This is a genomic window from Streptomyces sp. NRRL S-646, from assembly GCF_000720765.1.
Lineage (GTDB): Bacteria > Actinomycetota > Actinomycetes > Streptomycetales > Streptomycetaceae > Streptomyces.
This window is the reverse complement of the sequence record NZ_JODC01000004.1, coordinates 288,352-306,076: the sequence shown is the minus strand read 5'-3', so window position 1 is coordinate 306,076 and position 17,725 is coordinate 288,352. Positions and strand designations below refer to the sequence as shown.

Here is a 17,725-nt window from a genome sequence, read left to right as displayed (position 1 = left end):
CACATCGCTCGCCCGTACAACCTCCGTCAGAAGGGACGGAGAGACCATGAGGCGAAGCAGGATCACCGTGGCGGGGATGGCACTCGCAGGTCTGGCGCTCGCCGGCTGCGGCGGCGGGGGCGGCAGCGCCCACAGCCCCCGCCCGGCAGCGGCCACCATGGACACCTCGACGATCAGGGCGAGCCACTCACCGGTGGGCGACATCCTCGTCGACGGCGGCGGACGCACGCTGTACCTGTTCACCGCGGACGGCAAGAACACCAACTCGATGAACTGTGACGCCACCTGCATGAAGCTGTGGCCGCACATGGAGGGCAAGCCGCACGCAGGCGCAGGCGTCGAAGCGAACCTGATCGGCCACACGAAGGGGGCGGCAAAGGCCCAGGTCACGTACGCCGGACATCCGTTGTACTACTACGCCAAGGACCGGAAGGCCGGCGATCTGAAGGGGCAGGGCATCGACAAGGTCTGGTACGTCCTGAACGCCAAGGGCACGGCGATCAAGAAGGCCGTCCCGGCGTCGAACAGCAGCGGCAGCGGTGGCTACGGGTACTGACCCGGCCGGGGACCGCCGTACGGCGGCCTCCGACCGGGCCGGGAACGCTCACCCGTGCCAGGACCGCCACAGCGCCGCATACGCGCCCTGCGCCGCGACCAGCTCGTCGTGGCTGCCGAGCTCGCTGATGCGGCCGTTCTCGACGACGGCGATCACATCGGCGTCATGGGCGGTGTGCAGCCGGTGGGCGATGGCGACCACCGTGCGGCCGTCCAGAACGCGGGCCAGGGAGCGCTCCAGGTGGCGTGCCGCACGCGGGTCCAGGAGCGAGGTCGCCTCGTCCAGGACCAGCGTGTGCGGGTCCGCCAGCACCAGTCGGGCCAGCGCGATCTGCTGGGCCTGGGCCGGGGTGAGCGCAAGCCCGCCCGAGCCGACCTCCGTGTCCAGACCGTCGTCCAGGGCACGTGCCCATCCGTCGGCGTCGACCGCGCCCAGGGCCGCCCACAGCTCGGCATCTCCGGCACTCGTCCGGGCCAGCAGGAGGTTGTCGCGCAGGGACCCCACGAAGACGTGGTGCTCCTGGTTGACGAGGGCCACATGGGAGCGGACGCGCTCGGCGGGCATCCGGGACAGCTCGGCGCCGCCGAGGGTGATGCGCCCCTCCCGCGGTGCGTAGATCCCGGCGAGCAGCCTGCCCAGCGTGGACTTGCCCGCGCCCGAGGGGCCGACCAGCGCCAGCCGGGTGCCGGGTGCGACCTGCAGGGACACCTTGCGGAGCACGTCCACGCCCTCGCGGTAGCCGAAGTGCACCCGGTCCGCGTGCACGTCGCGCCCGTCCGGGGCCAGCGACTCCTCGCCGGCGTCCGGTTCGATGTCCCGCACGCCGACCAGCCGGGCCAGCGACACCTGAGCCACCTGCAGCTCGTCGTACCAGCGCAGGATCAGGTTCACCGGGTCGACGAGCATCTGCGCGATCAGCGCGCCCGTCGTCAGCTGGCCCACCCCGATCCAGCCCTGCAGGACGAACACGCCGCCGATCATCAACACCGAGGCGAGCACGGTCACATGGGTGAGGTTGATGACGGGGAAGAGCACGGACCGCAGCCAGAGCGTGTAGTTCTCCCAAGCGGTCCATTCCTTCACCCGGCGCTCGGACAGTTCGATGCGGCGTTCGCCGAGGCGGTGGGCCTCCACGGTGCGCCCGGCGTCGACCGTCTCGGCGAGGGCGGCGGCCACGGCCGCGTACCCGGCGGCCTCCGAGCGGTAGCCGGACGGCGCCCGCTTGAAGTACCAGCGGCAGCCGGCCACCAGCAGCGGCACGGCGACCAGCACGGCGGGCGCCAGCGGTGGCACCGTCACGACGAGACCGCCGAGCAGCAGCACCGCCCACACCACGCCGATCGCCAGCTGCGGTACCGCCTCGCGCATGGCGTTGGCGAGCCGGTCGATGTCCGTCGTGATCCGGGACAGCAGGTCGCCCGTGCCCGCCCGCTCCAGGACGCCCGGCGGCAGACCGACCGACCGTACGAGGAAGTCCTCGCGCAGATCGGCCAGCATCCGCTCGCCGAGCATCGCCCCCCGCAGCCGCACCTGTCGCACGAAGACGGCCTGGACGAGCAGCGCGAGGACGAACAGCGAGACGGTGAGCGGCAGATGAAGCTGCCGTGCGTTGTCCGACACCCGCTCGACCAGGTCGCCCAGCAGCCATGGGCCCGCCATCGAGGCGAGCACGGCTGCCGTGTTCACGGCGATCAGGGCCAGGAAGGCACGGCGGTGCCGGCGGAACAGCTCGGCCACATAGGCGCGTACGGTCGCGGGGGCGCCGACGGGCAGGGTGTGCGCCGTCGTCGGGGCCGCCGGGTCGTACGCCGGTGGCGCCACGCCGATCATGCTGTCTCCTCGATCTCTGCCAGTTCTTTCAGGACGTCGTCTTCTTCGAGTGCGCCGTTCAGGGCGGCCTCGTCCTCGGTCTCCCGGGTCACCACGGCCCGGTAGCGGGGCTCGGTGTGCACCAGTTCGCGGTGCACGCCCACCGCGGCGACCTCGCCCTCGTGGACAAGGACGACCCGGTCCGCGTGGTCCAGGAGCAGCGGAGAGGAGGTGAACACCACCGTCGTGCGCCCCTCCCGAAGCGCGTGTACCCCCTCCGCGATCCGCGCCTCGGTGTGCGAGTCGACGGCCGAGGTCGGCTCGTCCAGGACGAGCACCTCCGGGTCGGTGATCAGGGACCGGGCCAGCGCGAGCCGCTGTCGCTGCCCGCCGGACAGCGAGCGTCCGCGTTCGGTGATCCGCGTGTCCATCGGGTCCGTGGCGTCCAGCGACCCCTGGGCGAGCGCCTCCAGGACGTCCTCGCACTGCGCGGCCGCCAGCGCGTCGGCGGCGGCGACGTGGCCCGAAGCGGGCACGTCGAGCAGCTCGCGCAGCGAACCGGACAGCAGCACCGGGTCCTTGTCCTGGACGAGCACCGCCTTGCGGGCCGTGTCCAGCGGCAGCTCGTCGAGGGGTACGCCGCCCAGCAGGACGGAGGTGCCCTGCTCGGCGGGGTGTCCACCCAGCCGTTCGGCGAGCAGGCCCGCCGCGTCCGGGTCGCCGCACACCACGGCGGTCAGCCGGCCCGCGGGGGCGAGCAGACCGGTCGCCGGGTCGTACAGGTCCCCGGAGGGGACGTCGGCCGTGCGTGAGCCCTCGGTGTCCGTGGCCCGTTCCAGCGACAGCACCCGCGCCGCCCGCTTGGCGGAGGGCCGCGAGAAGGAGTACGCCATGGCGATCTCCTCGAAGTGCCGCAAGGGATATGTCAGGACCATCACCGAGCTGTAGACGGTGACCAGTTCGCCGACGGTGATGCGGCCCTGGCGGGCCAGGTGGACGCCGTACCAGACGACCGCGACCATCAGCAGGCCCGGCAGCAGCACCTGGATCGCGGAGATCAGGGACCACATGCGTGCGCTGCGCACGGCCGCGTGACGGACCTCCTGGGAGGCTCGGCGGTAGCGGTCGAGGAACAGCTCCTCGCCGCCGATGCCGCGCAGCACGCGCAGTCCGGCGACGGTGTCCGAGGCCAGTTCGGTGGCCCGGCCCGCCTTCTCGCGCTGGAAATCGGCCCGTCGGGTCGCCCGGGGCAGCAGCGGCAGCACCGCGATCGCCAGCAGGGGCAGGCCCGCGGCGACGAGCACGCCGAGTGCCGGCTGGTAGACGAGCAGGGCGACGCAGACCAGCACGACGGTGAGGGCCGCCGCGGTGAACCGGGAGACGGCCTCCACGAACCAGCCGATCTTCTCGACGTCACCGGTGGAGACGGCCACGACCTCGCCGGCCGCGACGCGCCGCGTCAGCGCCGAACCCAGCACCGAGGCCTTGCGGGCGAGTAGCTGCTGGACGCGGGCGGCGGCCGTGATCCAGTTGGTGACCGCGGCACGGTGCAGGAACGTGTCACCGAGTGCGGTGCCGAAGCCCGCCAGCGCCAACAGGGCGCCCGCGAGGGCCAGTCGGGTGCCCGAGCCTTCGACGACGGCCTGGATGGCCGTGCCGACACAGAAGGGCAGCGCCGAGACCGACGCGAAGTGCAGCAGGCCCCAGGCCAGCGACTTGAACTGACCGCCCAGTTGGTTACGGCCCAGCCACCACAGGAATCGGGGACCGGAGCGTGCGTCCGGCACACCCGGGTCGGGATACGGAAGGTCTTGAATCTGCATGACGACTGACGTCCCAGTGGCTCGTGTCAGGGGGTGTGGGGGGAGCCGCGAACGGCGGCAGCAAACCGTGACAGGTTCGCGTCGCAGCGTGGTCGGAAGCAAGCGGTTTTCCGCGGAGCCGTACAGAATGGGGCGATGCGAAAGATCGGCGCACCGCGTGCGGCGGCCGCGGCGGCGGCCCTGGGAGCCCTTCTGACGGCCTTGACCGCGTGCGGCGGCGCGCAGGGCAACAGCACCGCAGAGGCAGGAGCCGCCGGCAATACGGCCGCCACGCGCGCGCGTACCGCCGAGAGCACCCCCATCCCCGGCGTCGGCGACCGCCTGCGACACCGGATTCCCGCGAACTCCCGTCAGGTCGTGGCGGTCTACGGCGCGGGCAGGGACTCCGCGGCCTCCACGGTCGTGCTGTACACGAAGCACGGTTCGTCCTGGGAGCGGACCCGCAGCTGGCCGGCGCACAACGGCAAGAAGGGCTGGACGACCGACCATCACGAGGGCGACCGGCGCAGCCCCGTCGGCGTGTTCACCCTCACCGACGCGGGCGGCGTCCTGCCCGACCCCGGCGCCCGGCTCCCGTACACGCGCGACGCGTCCTTCGCGGCCCCGCGCCGGTGGGCCGCATCGCACTGGCACGACTTCGACTACGTCATCGCCATCGACTACAACCGAGTCAAGGGCGCCGCGCCCAACGACGCGACCCGCCCCGAAGGTGACGCAAAGGGCGGCAGCATCTGGCTGCACATGGACCACGGCAGCGGTACGTCGGCCTGCGTCAGCCTGTCCAAGGCGGCGATGGAGTACCTGCTGCGCACGCTCGACCCGGACCGGCATCCCGTGGTGGTGATGGGGGACAGGGCGGACCTGGAGGCCTAGCCTTTCTGCCGGAGGCCTCATTGCCACCAGGTGCCAACTCCCCGTAGAACACCGGCCATGAAGAGACGGATCGTCATGTCCATGCTCGCCGGAGCGACCCTCCTGGCGAGCACCCTCCTCGGGGCGGGGCCGGCGCGCGCCGCCGAAGTGCCCGGCGAGTTCGGCACCGACTGGCACGACCCGGTGACGGCGGCTCCGCCCGTCGGGGGACCGGTCGGCAAGTCCTGCCAAGTCACGCTCGCCGAGGCGCAGTTCAAGGACTTCACCCCCTACAAGGGAACGTACACACCGCCCAAGGGCTGTGGCGACCGCTGGAGCAAGGTGGTGCTGCGCCTCGACGGCAAGGTCAAGGGGCGGCAGTTCGACCGGCTCGGCTATCTGCACGTCGGCGGAGTCGAGATCCTCCGCACCTCCACCCCTGAGCCCTCGCCCGACGGCATCGCGTGGTCCGTCGAGAAGGACGTCACCCGCTACAGCGACACCTTCCGCAGCAGCCAGGACGTCGAGATGCTCATCGGGAACGTCGTCGACGACACCTACACCGGCGTGCTCGACGTCAAGGTCACACTGACCTTCTACCGGGGCAAGCCGGCCGCAGCGCCCGCGGACAAGGTCCTCACCCTCGGCGACGGCAACACCCTCACCACCCCGCGCAACAGCGAACGCATCCTCGCCGAGGTGTACGCCACCGGATCGGGCGGCGGCTGCGAGGAGTTCTGGTACCTGGCGGTGCCCGACAAGGCGCCGTACTCCTGCCAGGCCGACGGCGGACCGTACCGCGAGGTGCAGATCAGGGTCGACGGCCAACTGGCGGGAATCGCCGCGCCTTTCCCGCACGTGTGGACCGGGGGCTGGTCCAACCCCTTCCTCTGGTACGTCGTTCCGGCACCGCGCGCCTTCGACGTCAAGCCGATCGAATACGACCTGACACCCTTCGCGGGGCTGCTCAACGACGGCCGCCCGCACAAGGTCGACGTCTCGGTCGTGGGCGTGCCCGAGGGGCAGAGCGGCTGGAGCGCGCCGGTCGATGTGCTGGTGTGGCAGGACGCCGGGCGGGCGCACGTGCCCGGGAAGCTCACCGTGGACCGGGCGGGCGAGCTCGCGAACTCCTCGACGTATACGGCCGGTTCACCGGAGAGGGTGGACACCGAGGCCGGTCACCGGCTGACCGTCTCCGGATATGTCGACACCTCGCACGGGCGGGTGGCCACCACGGTCAGCCGTACGCTCGCCAACACCTCCACCCACCGGTGGACCGACGGCGAGAACGTGGACGGGCTCGACGCCAAATGGACCGACGACGAGTCGGTCACCGTCGACGGGCGGGGACCAGCCCGCACGACGCTCACCCACCGCACGTACACGATGAACGGCTCGACCACGATCGGCGACGACGCCCGGCTGCGTACCGTGCTGACCCTCGGCGACCGTGCCGCCGTCGTCGAGACGCGCGGTGGCCGGCGGACGGGCTGGTCGCAGCTGGACGACACGGTCACCGGTGACGCCACGTACACGACGGGCGTCCCGCGCGACCAGCGGCATGCGGTCGGCACGACGAGCGAGCGCTACCGGCTGTACGGCTCGGCGGGCTGCTACGACCACTCCCTGACGACCGTTCAGGGGGTGCTGACGGAGGATCGGGACGGCTGCTGAGGCCAGTTGTGTGCGATGCGTCACACGGACCGTGATTTACATGTCCGCAACACAGAGGTTGCGGGAGGGATCATCCGGAGCGCAAAAGTGATCGTCACGGAAGCCGCTTTCCGTATCGCAGAAGTCCCCACGGCTTCTGTGTGGTTGACGTCCCCACTAGGAGTGCCCGTGCCGCCGTCCGTCCCCTCCGCCCCGCGACGCGTCGCACGCATACTGCGTACCTCTCTCTTCGTGCAGGTCCTCTGCGCGCTCGTACTCGGAATCGCCGTCGGGAAGCTGTGGCCCGGCTTCGCCGCGGATCTCCAGCCGCTCGGCGACGGTTTCACCCGGCTCATCAAGACGATCATCTCGCCGCTGGTGTTCTGCGTGGTCGTCGTCGGCATCGCCAAGGCCGGTGACCTCAAGGCCTTCGGCCGGATCGGGCTCAAGGCCCTGATCTGGTTCGAGGTCGCCAGCACCGCCGCGCTGATCATCGGCCTGGTCGCCGCCAACGTTGTCCAGCCCGGCTCGGGCATGCATGTCGACCCCTCCACGCTGAGCACCAAGGCGGTCGACGCGAAGACGGGCGGCGGCGCGCTGCCCTCGACGACCGAGTTCATCGTCAATGCGCTGCCCACCAGTTTCATCGGCGCCTTCGCCGAGAACTCCCTGCTCCAAGTGCTCATCCTGGCCTGCCTGGTGGGCGCCGCGCTGCTGCACCTCGGCCACACCAAGGTGCCCCAGGTGCTGCCCGCCATCGAGCAGGCCCAGGAGATCATCTTCGCGATCGTCGGCTTCGTGATGCGGCTGGCCCCGATCGCGGTGTTCGGCGCGATGGCCGTCCTGATCGGCCAGTACGGACTCGGCGTGATCGAGACCTACGCCAAGCTGATCATCCTGTGCTACGTCGCCGCCGCGCTCTTCGTCGCCCTGCTCGCCGTAGCCCTGCGCATGGTCACCGGGTTGAGCCTGTGGAAGTTCCTCCGCTACATCCGTGAGGAGATGCTCCTCGCCCTCGGCACCGCGTCCACCGAGTCGGTCATGCCGCGGGTGATGCAGAAGCTGCGCAAGGCCGGCGCCCGCGACGACGCGGTGGGCCTGGTGCTGCCCACCGGCTACTCCTTCAACCTCGACGGAGCCTCGCTCTACCTCTCCATCGGCACACTGTTCATCGCCCAGGCCGTCGGCGTCGACCTCAGTCTGGGCCAGCAGATCACCGTCGTCCTGGTGCTGATGCTGACCAGCAAGGGCATGGCGGGCATCCCCGGCTCCGCCTTCCTCGCCCTGTCCGCGACCGCCTCCTCGCTGGGGGCCATCCCGGCCGGAGCGGTGGCGCTGCTGCTGGGCGTGGACCGGATCATGGACTCGATGCGTGTGGTGACGAACCTGCTCGGCAACTGTGTCGCCGTCTTCGCCGTCTCCCGTTGGGAGGGGGCGCTGGATGTGGAGCGGGCGAAAAAGGTGCTGGACGGCGAGGTTGTCTCCGACGAGACGGAGGCGCCGGTGCCTGTCGCCCAGTAGCCCGGGACGTCCTGTTTCGCGGGCGGCTGCGGGTGGTTCGTGGCTGATCGCGCAGTTCCCCGCGCCCCTTAATAAAGGGGCGCGGGGCTGTGTCGATTTGCGGCTCCGCCGCGTGGGTGCGATCGACCCCCGCACACCCGCAGCCGCCCGCGTACCGTTTCGCCCCCTACCCGCAGCGACTCTCGGGCGCCCCGTCCACCAGCGTGTCCAGCAGTCCGCCAAGGACAACACGCTGATCATCGCTCAGTGGGGCGAGGATCTCCGCCGCGGCGGACCTGCGTGCCCCGCGCACATCGCGAAGCGCCTTGCGGCCGTCGTCCGTGAGCTCGATCCGGATCACCCGACGGTTGGTCGGATCCGGCACCCGCCGCACCTTGCGGCTCGCCTCCAGTCCGTCGACCAGTGTGGTCACGGCCCGGGGGACCACCTCCAGGCGCTCGGCCAGATCGGCCATGCGCGGCGGTGAGCTCCAGTGCGCCAGTGTGCGCAGCAGCCGGGACTGGGCAGGGGTGATGCCCAGGCCGCACTGCTCGATGTGCCGCTTCTGGATGCGGTGCACACGGCGGGTGAACCGCAGCAGCTGCTCGGCGAGCAGGCTGTCGGAATCGGGGGTGGCCATACGGGAACAATATCAGGACCTAATTCATTGTGAGCATAGGTAACAATGAGCTAAGCTCCGCCAGTCTTCGCCACCTCACTCCCTAGGAGTCCATTGCATCCCGATCGAGAACCCCGCTGGACACCGCCGGCCGATGCCAAGGAGCAACCCCGGCAGGTGCGCCGCATCCTGAGACTCTTCCGCCCCTACCGCGCCCGTCTCGCCGTCGTCGGCCTGCTGGTCGGCGCCGCCTCGCTGGTCTCCGTCGCCACGCCCTTCCTGCTGAAGGCGACCCTCGACGTCGCGATCCCCCAGGGCCGCACCGGCCTGCTCAGCCTGCTCGCGCTCGGCATGATCCTCAGCGCCGTCCTCACCAGCGTCTTCGGCGTGCTGCAGACCCTGATCTCCACGACGGTCGGCCAGCGCGTCATGCACGACCTGCGCACCGCCGTCTACGGCCGACTGCAGCGCATGTCGCTCGCGTTCTTCACACGCACCCGCACCGGCGAGGTCCAGTCCCGCATAGCCAACGACATCGGCGGCATGCAGGCCACCGTCACCTCCACCGCCACCTCTCTGGTCTCCAACCTGACCAGCGTGGTCGCCACGATCGTCGCGATGATTGCCCTCGACTGGCGACTGACCGTCGTCTCGCTGCTCCTGCTCCCGGTCTTCGTGTGGATCAGCCGCCGCGTCGGCAGGGAACGCAAGAAGATCACCACCGAGCGCCAGAAGCAGATGGCCGCCATGGCCGCCACGGTCACCGAGTCGCTCTCCGTCAGCGGCATCCTGCTGGGCCGCACCATGGGCCGCTCCGACTCGCTGACGAAGTCCTTCGCCGAGGAGTCCGAGGACCTGGTCGAGCTCGAAGTGCGGTCGAACATGTCCGGCCGCTGGCGCATGGCCGTCATCACGATCGTCATGGCCGCCATGCCGGCCGTCATCTACTGGACAGCGGGCATCGCCCTGCAGGCGGGCGGCCCCGACATCTCCATCGGCACCATCGTCGCCTTCGTCTCGCTCCAGCAGGGCCTGTTCCGTCCGGCGGTCAGCCTGCTGTCGACCGGCGTGCAGATCCAGAGCTCGCTCGCGCTCTTCCAGCGCATCTTCGAATACCTCGACCTGCCCATCGACATCACCGAGCGGGAGAACCCGGTCCACCTCGACCGGATCAAGGGCGAGGTCCGCTTCGAGGACGTCGAGTTCCGCTACGACAAGGACGACGACAAGAGGGGCCCCACCCTCGACGGCATCGACGTCACCGTCCCCGCGGGCAGCAGCCTCGCGGTCGTCGGCCCCACCGGCGCCGGCAAGTCGACGCTCGGCTATCTGGTACCCCGGCTCTACGACATCACCGGCGGCCGGGTCACCCTCGACGGCGTCGACGTCCGCGACCTCGACTTCGACACCCTCGCCCGCGCGGTCGGCGTCGTCTCCCAGGAGACGTACCTCTTCCACGCCTCGGTGGCCGAGAACCTGCGCTTCGCCAAGCCGGACGCCACCGACGAGGAGCTCCACGCGGCGGCCAGGGCCGCCCAGATCCACGACCACATCGCGTCGCTGCCCGACGGGTACGACACGGTCGTCGGCGAGCGCGGCCACCGCTTCTCCGGCGGCGAGAAGCAGCGCCTGGCGATAGCCCGCACGATCCTGCGCGACCCGCCGGTGCTGATCCTCGACGAGGCGACCAGCGCCCTGGACAACCGCACCGAAGCGGCCGTCCAGGAGGCCATCGACGCCCTGTCGGCCAACCGCACCACACTCACCATCGCGCACCGCCTCTCGACCGTCCGTGACGCCGACCAGATCGTGGTCCTCGACTCCGGCCGCGTGGCCGAACGGGGCACGCACGAAGAACTGCTGGATCAGGACGGGCGGTATGCGGCCCTCGTACGCCGGGATGCCCAACTGGAACCGACAGGCTGAAGATCTGTCGGGTTTATGGTGATATGCGGGTTACCGTGCCCGCATGCATCAGAACACTCCGCCACGGGGCACGATTCGACTGACGCGCCGGGGCCGACTCGTCCTCATCCTCCTCGCGACCGGAGCCGTGGTGGCCGGTGCCGCCGTGGTCGTACCGCTGCTGACCGTGCGGCACGGCGTGGAGGACGCCAAGCCCGCCTCCCTGGTGATCCCGGAGGGCTGGCGCGCGAGTCAGGTCTACGACGCCGTCGACAAGGCCCTCACCCTGCCCGCCGGCAGCACCGAGAAGGCCCTCGCGAAGGCCCGCCTGAAGCTGCCGAGGGACGCGGCGGGCAACCCGGAGGGCTACCTCTTCCCCGCGACCTATCCCGTCACGAAGAAGACGACGCCCGAGTCGCTGCTGTCGTTCATGGTCAACACCGCCAACAAGAAGTTCAACGGCGCGCCGGTCGCGGCCGGCGCGCAGCGCAACGCGATGAACGTCTACCAGGCGGTCACCGTCGCGAGCATCGTGCAGGCCGAGGCCGCCTCGAAGGCCGACATGGGCAAGGTGGCGCGGGTCGTCTTCAACCGGCTCGAGCGCGGGATGCCGCTGCAGATGGACTCCACCCTCAACTACGCCCTCAAGCGCGCCACCCTGAAGACCAGCGCCGACGACACGAAGCTCACCAGCCCCTACAACTCCTACCAGCGGATGGGCCTGCCCCCGACGCCGATCGACAACCCGGGCGAGGAGGCGATGCGCGCCACGATCAACCCACCCGCGGGCGACTGGCTGTACTTCGTCACGGTCAGGCCGGGCGACACCCGCTTCACCGCAGACTTCGCCGAGCACCAGCGCAATGTGGCCGAGTTCAACGCTCAGCAGAACAGCCCAACCCAGCACAACAGCCCAGCCCAGCAGAACAGCCCCATCCCGCAGAAAAGCCCGGCCCAGCAGAACGCCCCCGCCCAGCAGAAAAGCCCGGCGCAGCAGAACAGCCCCATCCCGCAGAACACCCCCGCACCGCAGGCCACGAAGTAGCCTGCGGGGCGGTCGTCAGGCGGCGACGGGCTCGGTGGGCTGCCCCGCCAGCAGCCGCCGGATGTCCCGTACGGCCGCCCGGCCCGCCCGGTTGGCGCCGATGGTGCTGGCCGAGGGGCCATAGCCGACGAGATGGACCCGCGGATCGGCGGCCGCACGCGTGCCCTCGACGCGGATCCCGCCGCCCGGCTCGCGCAGCCGCAGCGGCCGCAGATGGTCGATGGCCGCCCGGAACCCTGTGGCCCACAGAATGACGTCGGCCTCCACCCGCTGCCCGTCGTTCCACTCCACCCCGTCCGGTGCGATCCGGTCGAACATGGGCCGGCGGTCGAGAACCCCGTCCGCGATGCCCTGCCGGACCGCGTCGCTCAGCGGCAGTCCGGTGACCGAGACGACACTCCTCGGCGGCAGCCCCTGCCGCACCCGCTCCTCGACGAGCGCGACGGCCGCCCGCCCCACGTCCTCGGTGAAGGGGCCCTCACGGAAGACCGGCGGCCGCCTGGTCACCCAGGTGGTGGCAGCCGCATACGGGGCGATCTCCAGCAGATGCTGCGTACCCGAGGCGCCACCGCCGACCACGACCACCCGCTGCCCGGCGAACGCCTCGGGCCCGGGGTACTGCGCCGTGTGCAACTGCCGCCCCCGGAAGCTCTCCTGACCGGGATAGCGCGGCCAGAACGGACGGTCCCAGGTACCGGTCGCGTTGATCAGAGCCCGCGTCGACCAGTCGCCGTCCGAGGTCTCGACGAGCAACCGCCCGCCCACGCCCTCCCGCACGGCACGCACATCGACGGGCCGGCGAACCCGCAGGTCGAAGGTGCGCTCGTACGAGGCGAAGTACTCGGTGATCACCTCGGACGAGGCCCGCGCCGGATCGGCGTCGGTCAGCTCCATGCCCGGCAGCGCATGCATACCGTGCACCTTGCCGTACGTCAGCGACGGCCACCGGAACTGCCAGGCGCCGCCCGGTCCGGGGGAGTGGTCGAGCACCACGAAGTCGCGCCCCGGCTCGAAACCGGTGCGCCGCAGGTGGTAGGCGCTGGACAGACCCGCCTGACCAGCGCCCACGACGACTACCTCGACCTCGCGCGCATCGTTCACGTTTCCACCAACCGCGCGGAAGCCGTGGATCTTCCCGCGGCGGGTCCGTGGTGTGCCGAATCACCGCCCGCCCGCAACGAGGGGTCGGGGCCCGGGAGAGTGTGAGGCGCTCAGCCCTCGGACGCCCGGGCGGGCGTGGTCGAGGCAGGCAGCCTGCCGTTGTACCGGGTGTCCACGAAGTCGGCGAAGTCGACCTTCTTGGGGATGAGCTTCAAGTCGGTGAAGGCGTCGGCGATCTGCTGCTCGGAGGCGATGAGCGGCTTGTCGACTGCGACCGAGATCCGGGTGGCGTTGGTGCGCCGCACCGAGGCCAGCGCCACCTCGTACGGCAGCCCGGTGTCCTTCGCCCAGACCTTCGCCCACTCCTCCTGGTGGCCGTAGACCCACGCCGTGGCCCGCCGCAGCCGCTCCAGATAGTCCTTGATGGCGGCGGCCTTCTTCTTGTCCTGCAACGCACTCGGCGCTGCCACCTGGAAGGTCAGGCCGTTGGTGACGCCGTCGCCGGTGGTGAGGACGCGGCCCTGCTTGGCCTGCAGGATCTGCGAGGTGTACGGGTCCCACACCGCCCAGGCGTCCACCTTGCCGGAGGTGAACGCGGCCAGCGCGTCGGCCGGCTGCAGATACTTGACCTTGACGTCGCTCAGGCTGAGCCCGGCCGCCTTGAGGGAGGCGACCAGCTGGTAGTTGGCGGACGAACCCTGCGCCACGGCGACCGACTTGCCCCTGAGGTCCTGGGGCCTGGACAGCTTCGAGTCGTTGGGTACGAGGATGGCGTCGCCCTTGGAGGTGCCGTGGAAGGCGGCCACGACCGTGATCTTCGAGCCCGCGCCGGCCGCGAAGACCGGCGGGGTGTTGCCGACGCCGCCGATGTCGACGGCCTTGGCGTTGACGGCCTCCAGCAGCGGCGGGCCGGAGGTGAAGGTGGACCACTTGATCTTGTAGTCGAGGTTCTTGAGCTCTCCGGCGGCCCGCAGGATGGCCTCGGAACCGCCCTTCTGATCCCCTACGTTGAGGGTGAGGGAGCCCTTGCCGTCGGTGCCGGTCCCCGTGCTCGCGGACGAGTTCCCGCCGCAGGCGGTGAGCAGGAGAGCGAAGGGGAGGAGCAGCGCGGCAGGGGCGAGACGTCGTCGCATGGGTGGATCCGTTCTGTGCAACTGAGGTTGGCGGAAAGGGAGTTCAGGCGGCTTCGGCGGCGGTGTCGACGCCGAGCCGTTCCAGCAGCCCGGCGCGCAGCTCGGCGAACCGGGGGTCGGTGATGTCGCGCGGCCGCTCGAGATCGATCTCCTGCTCGTGCGCGATGACGCCGTCGTCCATCACCAGGACGCGGTCGGCGAGCAGGACGGCCTCCTCGACGTCGTGTGTGACCAGCAGCACCGCGCAGCCCCGGCGCTGCCACAACTCGCCCACCAGGCGCTGTGCCTTGATGCGGGTGAGCGCGTCGAGCGCGCCGAACGGCTCGTCGAGCAGCAGCAGATCGGGTTCACGGACCAACGCCCGTGCGAGGGAGGCGCGCTGGGCCTCGCCGCCGGAGAGGGTCTTGGGCCATGCGCCGGAGCGGTGGCTCAGGCCGACCTCGTCCAGGGCCTGTTCGGCGACGGCGCGTGCGGGTTTGCCGGGCAGTCCGAGCAGGACGTTGCGCCACACCTTCTTCCAGGGCATCAGCCGTGGTGCCTGGAAGGCGACGGCCTTGCGGCGCGGCACCAGGACGGTGCCCTCGATGTCGCGGTCGAGGCCCGCCAGGATGCGCAGCAGGGTGGATTTGCCGCAGCCGCTGCGGCCGAGCAGGGCGACGAACTCGCCCGGGCGCACGTCGAGTTGGAGGTTGTCGATGACGGCACGACCGTCGAAGGAGCGGGTCAGCCCCTCGACCCGTACCGCGGTCTGCGGGATCACCGGCCGGTGAACGTCGGTCGCCATTGCAGCAGCAGCCTTTCGAGGGAGCGGACGATGAAGTCGGCCAGCAGGCCGAGGAAGGCGTAGACGATCAGGCAGACCACGATCACGTCGGTTTGCAGGAAGTCGCGCGCCTGCACCATCAGGAAGCCGATGCCGGAGTCGGCGTTGACCTGCTCGGCGAAGACCAGCGCCAGCCAGGCGATGCCGAGGGAGTAGCGCAGCCCGGTCAGCGCGCCGGGCAGGGCTCCCGGCAGCACGACATGCCGCACGAGCCCCCAGCGGGACAGGCCCAGGGACTCCCCGGCCTCGATCAACTGGGCGTCCACGCCGCGGATTCCGGCGTACACGTTGAGATAGAGCGGGAAGGTCACGCCGAGGGTGATGATGGCGACCTTCGGGGCCTCGCCGATGCCGAACCAGATGATGAACAGCGGGATCAGACCCACGAACGGCACGGTCCGCAGCATCTGCACCGGCGCATCCACCAGATCCTCGCCGATCCTGAACAGGCCCGAGACCAGGGCGAGTCCGGTCCCGACGACAGTGCCCAGCAGCAGCCCGAACGCCACGCGCTGCAGCGAGGTGCCCATGGCGGAGGCCAGCGAACCGTCGCCGATCAGATCCCCGGCGACCTGCGCGATCCGGCCGGGCGAGGCGAGGACGTCCGACGCCAACACACCGGTGGAGCTGAGGAGTTGCCACACGGCGAGCAGCAGGAGGGGGCCTGCCGTGCGGCGCAGCCAGCGCGGGACGCGGGTGCGGCGGGTGGACGCGGGGACGATGGGGGTGAGCTCGAGGGACGCGGAGTCGCGGGAGTCGACATCGACTCCCTTCGATGTGGATATAGAGGAAATATCGGGTTCGGAGGAGCCGGGCGGGGCATGGCTGATGCTCATGGGTGCTCCATGGGAGGAGAGCGTCCGGTGAGGGAGGGGGTACGCGCCTCAGCGCCGCCACGTCACGCGGAGCGTGCGGGTACGGCGAAGTACAGGCAATGGGGGAGTGGGAAAAGTGGGGAAGGCGTCAGCAGCCGCGGCGACACGCGGCGGAGGCCACCCGCAGCAGGTCGATGTGACCGCGCGTGGTGAGCATGGCTGAACGCAACATGCGGTGAAAGTAGCCAGGTCGTCCGTGCACGGTCAATGGCGTCTCGCGGACTGGACCATCCGTATCGACAAGCGAACCGCCGTTGACCTGCGAAACCCGGCGAATGGGTCAGGATGGGCTGCATGTCAGATGCCTTCACCACCCGAGTCCTGAACGTCGCCACCGGCTCCACGGAGCAGGTCGTCGACCTGACCCGCGACTGCGAGGCCTTCCTGCGGGAGGCGGCCGCCGGCCGCGACGGCCTCCTGAACGTCTTCGTCCCGCACGCCACGGCCGGAATCGCGATCCTCGAAACGGGTTCCGGCAGCGACGACGACCTCCTCGCCACCCTCCACACCCTCCTCCCCGCCGACGACCGCTGGCAGCACCGCCACGGCAGCCCCGGCCACGGCCGCGACCACGTCCTCCCGGCGCTCGTACCGCCGCATGCGACGCTGCCCGTGGTGGGTGGCGGGCTGGAGTTGGGGACTTGGCAGTCGGTGTGTCTGGTGGATACGAACAGGGACAACGCGGAGCGGAAGGTGCGCTTCTCGTTTCTTGCGGGCTCGTGACTGCAACCTCGGTACCGCGGTGGACGTGCGCCGGGATGGGGGACCCGGCGCGGTGGCGACGAAACCTGTACAACCCCTCTCTGCGGGCACACCTCTCCAAGGGCACCGTGAATGTGCGAAGCTGGTTTTCCGATCACGAGGACGGTGCTTCTCCGTGTCACGGCGTCAGCCGGGCGCACACCCCGTCAGCCCGATCCGTGTCGCGTCCGGTGACGTCCTGGCGTCGGAGCCGTTCCAGCCCGGGAGCGGTGAGTGCAGATGAGTCCGAGTTCCGCCGATGCCGCGAATCCCGCGCCGACCGGCGTCGGCAACGGGCCCGCCGTCTCCCGTCGGGAGTTCGACGCACTCTTCGAGGCGGTTCGCACGTGGGGTCGCTGGTCCCCGGCCGACCGCGGTGCCTGGAACCGGGTCACAGCGGACCATGTGCGGCGGGCCGCAGCGGGCGTGCGGACCGGGACGGTCGTCCCGCTGGCGCTGCCGTGGAACACCCGCCCCGGCCCCGGCAACCGCAAGCCCGCCCTGCACCACATGACCGACCTCGGTGACGTGGAGGCGCCGGAACCCTCCACCCACAAGGACTTCATCGCCGCCGACTATCACGGCAAGGGCATCACCCACCTCGACGCGCTGTGCCACATCGCCTATCGGGGGCAGCTCTACGACGGCCGCACGGCACACGAGGTCGTCGATGCCGCAGGCGCCCGCTTCGGCGCGGTGTCGACGCTCGGGTCCCTCGTCACGAGGGGAGTGCTCCTCGACCTGCCCGCCGTCCTCGGGATCCACTGGTTGGAGCCGGGACGAGCGGTGCACGCCAAGGACATCGTCGCTGTGGAGAAGGCGCTCGATGTGACGATCGGCGACGGCGACGCGGTACTGCTGCGCTCCGGACACGTCCGGCGCCGCGAGGCACTCGGCGCCTGGGACCCCGACACGGCCAGCGCGGGCTTCCATGTGGACGCCCTGCCGCTGCTGGCCGAGCGTGGCATCGCGCTGCTTGGCGGAGACGGCGACAGTGACGTACGGCCCTCACCCGTGGACGGCGTGCACTCGCCGGTCCACGCCCTGGCTGTGGCCGCGATGGGGATGCCACTGCTGGACAACCTCGACCTGGAAGCGCTGTCCGCCGCGACCGCGACGGCGGGGCGCTACGACTTCATGCTCGTCGTGGCGCCGCTGAACGTCCCGGGCGGGACGGGCTCGCCCGTCAACCCGGTCGCGGTCCTGTGACACCGATGTCCTGTGACGCCGAGCCGGTCCGGTCACCGTGTGTGAGGGGCCTTGTGAACGGTGACTCGCGCCTCCAATACC

Annotated in this window: 16 protein-coding genes; 8 read left to right on the top strand and 8 right to left on the bottom strand. The window is 70.5% G+C overall.

Annotated elements, in window-relative coordinates; translation table 11 throughout:
- Positions 1-46: 46 nt before the first annotated feature.
- Positions 47-556: a hypothetical protein gene (locus IH68_RS49700; protein ID WP_063763505.1), complete on the top strand. Its 510-nt coding sequence runs from the start codon at positions 47-49 to the stop codon at positions 554-556.
- A gap of 48 nt (positions 557-604) precedes the next feature.
- On the opposite strand, the gene IH68_RS0109610 is transcribed toward IH68_RS49700, so the two are convergent.
- On the bottom strand, positions 605-2,386 hold the full coding sequence (locus tag IH68_RS0109610) for an ABC transporter ATP-binding protein (protein WP_030931481.1): 1,782 nt from the start codon (positions 2,384-2,386) through the stop codon (positions 605-607).
- Positions 2,383-4,188 carry an ABC transporter transmembrane domain-containing protein gene (locus IH68_RS0109605; RefSeq protein WP_030931478.1) on the bottom strand — a complete coding sequence of 602 codons (1,806 nt, stop codon included), beginning with the start codon at positions 4,186-4,188 and terminating at the stop codon, positions 2,383-2,385. Before IH68_RS0109605 ends, IH68_RS0109610 begins: the two co-directional genes overlap by 4 nt.
- A gap of 135 nt (positions 4,189-4,323) precedes the next feature.
- Here IH68_RS0109605 and IH68_RS0109600 point away from each other — a divergent pair, with 135 nt between their 5' ends.
- The 3 genes from IH68_RS0109600 to IH68_RS0109590 all read left to right on the top strand — a co-directional run bounded on the left by IH68_RS0109600 (position 4,324) and on the right by IH68_RS0109590 (position 8,214).
- Positions 4,324-5,061 carry a L,D-transpeptidase family protein gene (locus IH68_RS0109600; RefSeq protein WP_030931475.1) on the top strand — a complete coding sequence of 246 codons (738 nt, stop codon included), beginning with the start codon at positions 4,324-4,326 and terminating at the stop codon, positions 5,059-5,061.
- Between the two features lie 57 nt (positions 5,062-5,118).
- On the top strand, positions 5,119-6,714 hold the full coding sequence (locus IH68_RS0109595) for a peptide-N4-asparagine amidase (protein WP_234341300.1): 1,596 nt from the start codon (positions 5,119-5,121) through the stop codon (positions 6,712-6,714).
- 168 nt (positions 6,715-6,882) lie between these two features.
- Positions 6,883-8,214, top strand: coding sequence for a cation:dicarboxylate symporter family transporter (locus IH68_RS0109590; protein WP_030931468.1), 1,332 nt, complete (start codon positions 6,883-6,885; stop codon positions 8,212-8,214).
- A gap of 166 nt (positions 8,215-8,380) precedes the next feature.
- Here the strand turns inward: IH68_RS0109590 and IH68_RS0109585 are convergent, their stop codons facing one another.
- Complete coding sequence (locus tag IH68_RS0109585; protein ID WP_030931465.1) at positions 8,381-8,833, bottom strand: MarR family winged helix-turn-helix transcriptional regulator; 453 nt, start codon at positions 8,831-8,833, stop codon at positions 8,381-8,383.
- Between the two features lie 93 nt (positions 8,834-8,926).
- Between IH68_RS0109585 and IH68_RS0109580 the strand changes: the two genes are divergently transcribed.
- On the top strand, positions 8,927-10,738 hold the full coding sequence (locus IH68_RS0109580) for an ABC transporter ATP-binding protein (protein WP_030931462.1): 1,812 nt from the start codon (positions 8,927-8,929) through the stop codon (positions 10,736-10,738).
- Positions 10,739-10,781: 43 nt separating this feature from the next.
- On the top strand, positions 10,782-11,762 hold the full coding sequence (gene mltG / locus IH68_RS0109575; RefSeq protein ID WP_078912386.1) for an endolytic transglycosylase MltG: 981 nt from the start codon (positions 10,782-10,784) through the stop codon (positions 11,760-11,762).
- Between the two features lie 15 nt (positions 11,763-11,777).
- Here mltG and IH68_RS0109570 read toward each other — a convergent pair whose 3' ends face one another.
- The 5 genes from IH68_RS0109570 to IH68_RS59720 form a co-directional block, all read right to left on the bottom strand.
- Entirely contained in the window at positions 11,778-12,863 is a 1,086-nt protein-coding gene (locus IH68_RS0109570) for an NAD(P)-binding domain-containing protein (RefSeq protein ID WP_030931457.1), read from the bottom strand.
- Between the two features lie 110 nt (positions 12,864-12,973).
- A complete protein-coding gene (locus tag IH68_RS0109565) occupies positions 12,974-13,996 on the bottom strand; it encodes an ABC transporter substrate-binding protein (protein WP_030931453.1) in 1,023 nt (340 codons plus the stop codon).
- Between the two features lie 43 nt (positions 13,997-14,039).
- Positions 14,040-14,780 (bottom strand): ABC transporter ATP-binding protein, encoded by a 741-nt coding sequence (locus IH68_RS0109560; RefSeq protein WP_030931450.1) that lies wholly within the window; start codon positions 14,778-14,780, stop codon positions 14,040-14,042.
- On the bottom strand, positions 14,753-15,655 hold the full coding sequence (locus IH68_RS0109555) for an ABC transporter permease (RefSeq protein ID WP_030931447.1): 903 nt from the start codon (positions 15,653-15,655) through the stop codon (positions 14,753-14,755). The genes IH68_RS0109560 and IH68_RS0109555 overlap by 28 nt, the downstream gene beginning before the upstream one ends.
- 127 nt (positions 15,656-15,782) lie before the next feature.
- Positions 15,783-15,851 carry a putative leader peptide gene (locus IH68_RS59720; RefSeq protein ID WP_351286961.1) on the bottom strand — a complete coding sequence of 23 codons (69 nt, stop codon included), beginning with the start codon at positions 15,849-15,851 and terminating at the stop codon, positions 15,783-15,785.
- A 137-nt stretch (positions 15,852-15,988) separates the two neighbouring features.
- Here IH68_RS59720 and IH68_RS0109550 point away from each other — a divergent pair, with 137 nt between their 5' ends.
- Together IH68_RS0109550 and IH68_RS0109545 are read left to right on the top strand one after the other, a co-directional pair.
- Positions 15,989-16,417 carry a secondary thiamine-phosphate synthase enzyme YjbQ gene (locus tag IH68_RS0109550; RefSeq protein ID WP_030931444.1) on the top strand — a complete coding sequence of 143 codons (429 nt, stop codon included), beginning with the start codon at positions 15,989-15,991 and terminating at the stop codon, positions 16,415-16,417.
- A gap of 258 nt (positions 16,418-16,675) precedes the next feature.
- Complete coding sequence (locus IH68_RS0109545; RefSeq protein ID WP_030931441.1) at positions 16,676-17,644, top strand: cyclase family protein; 969 nt, start codon at positions 16,676-16,678, stop codon at positions 17,642-17,644.
- Positions 17,645-17,725: the final 81 nt, after the last annotated feature.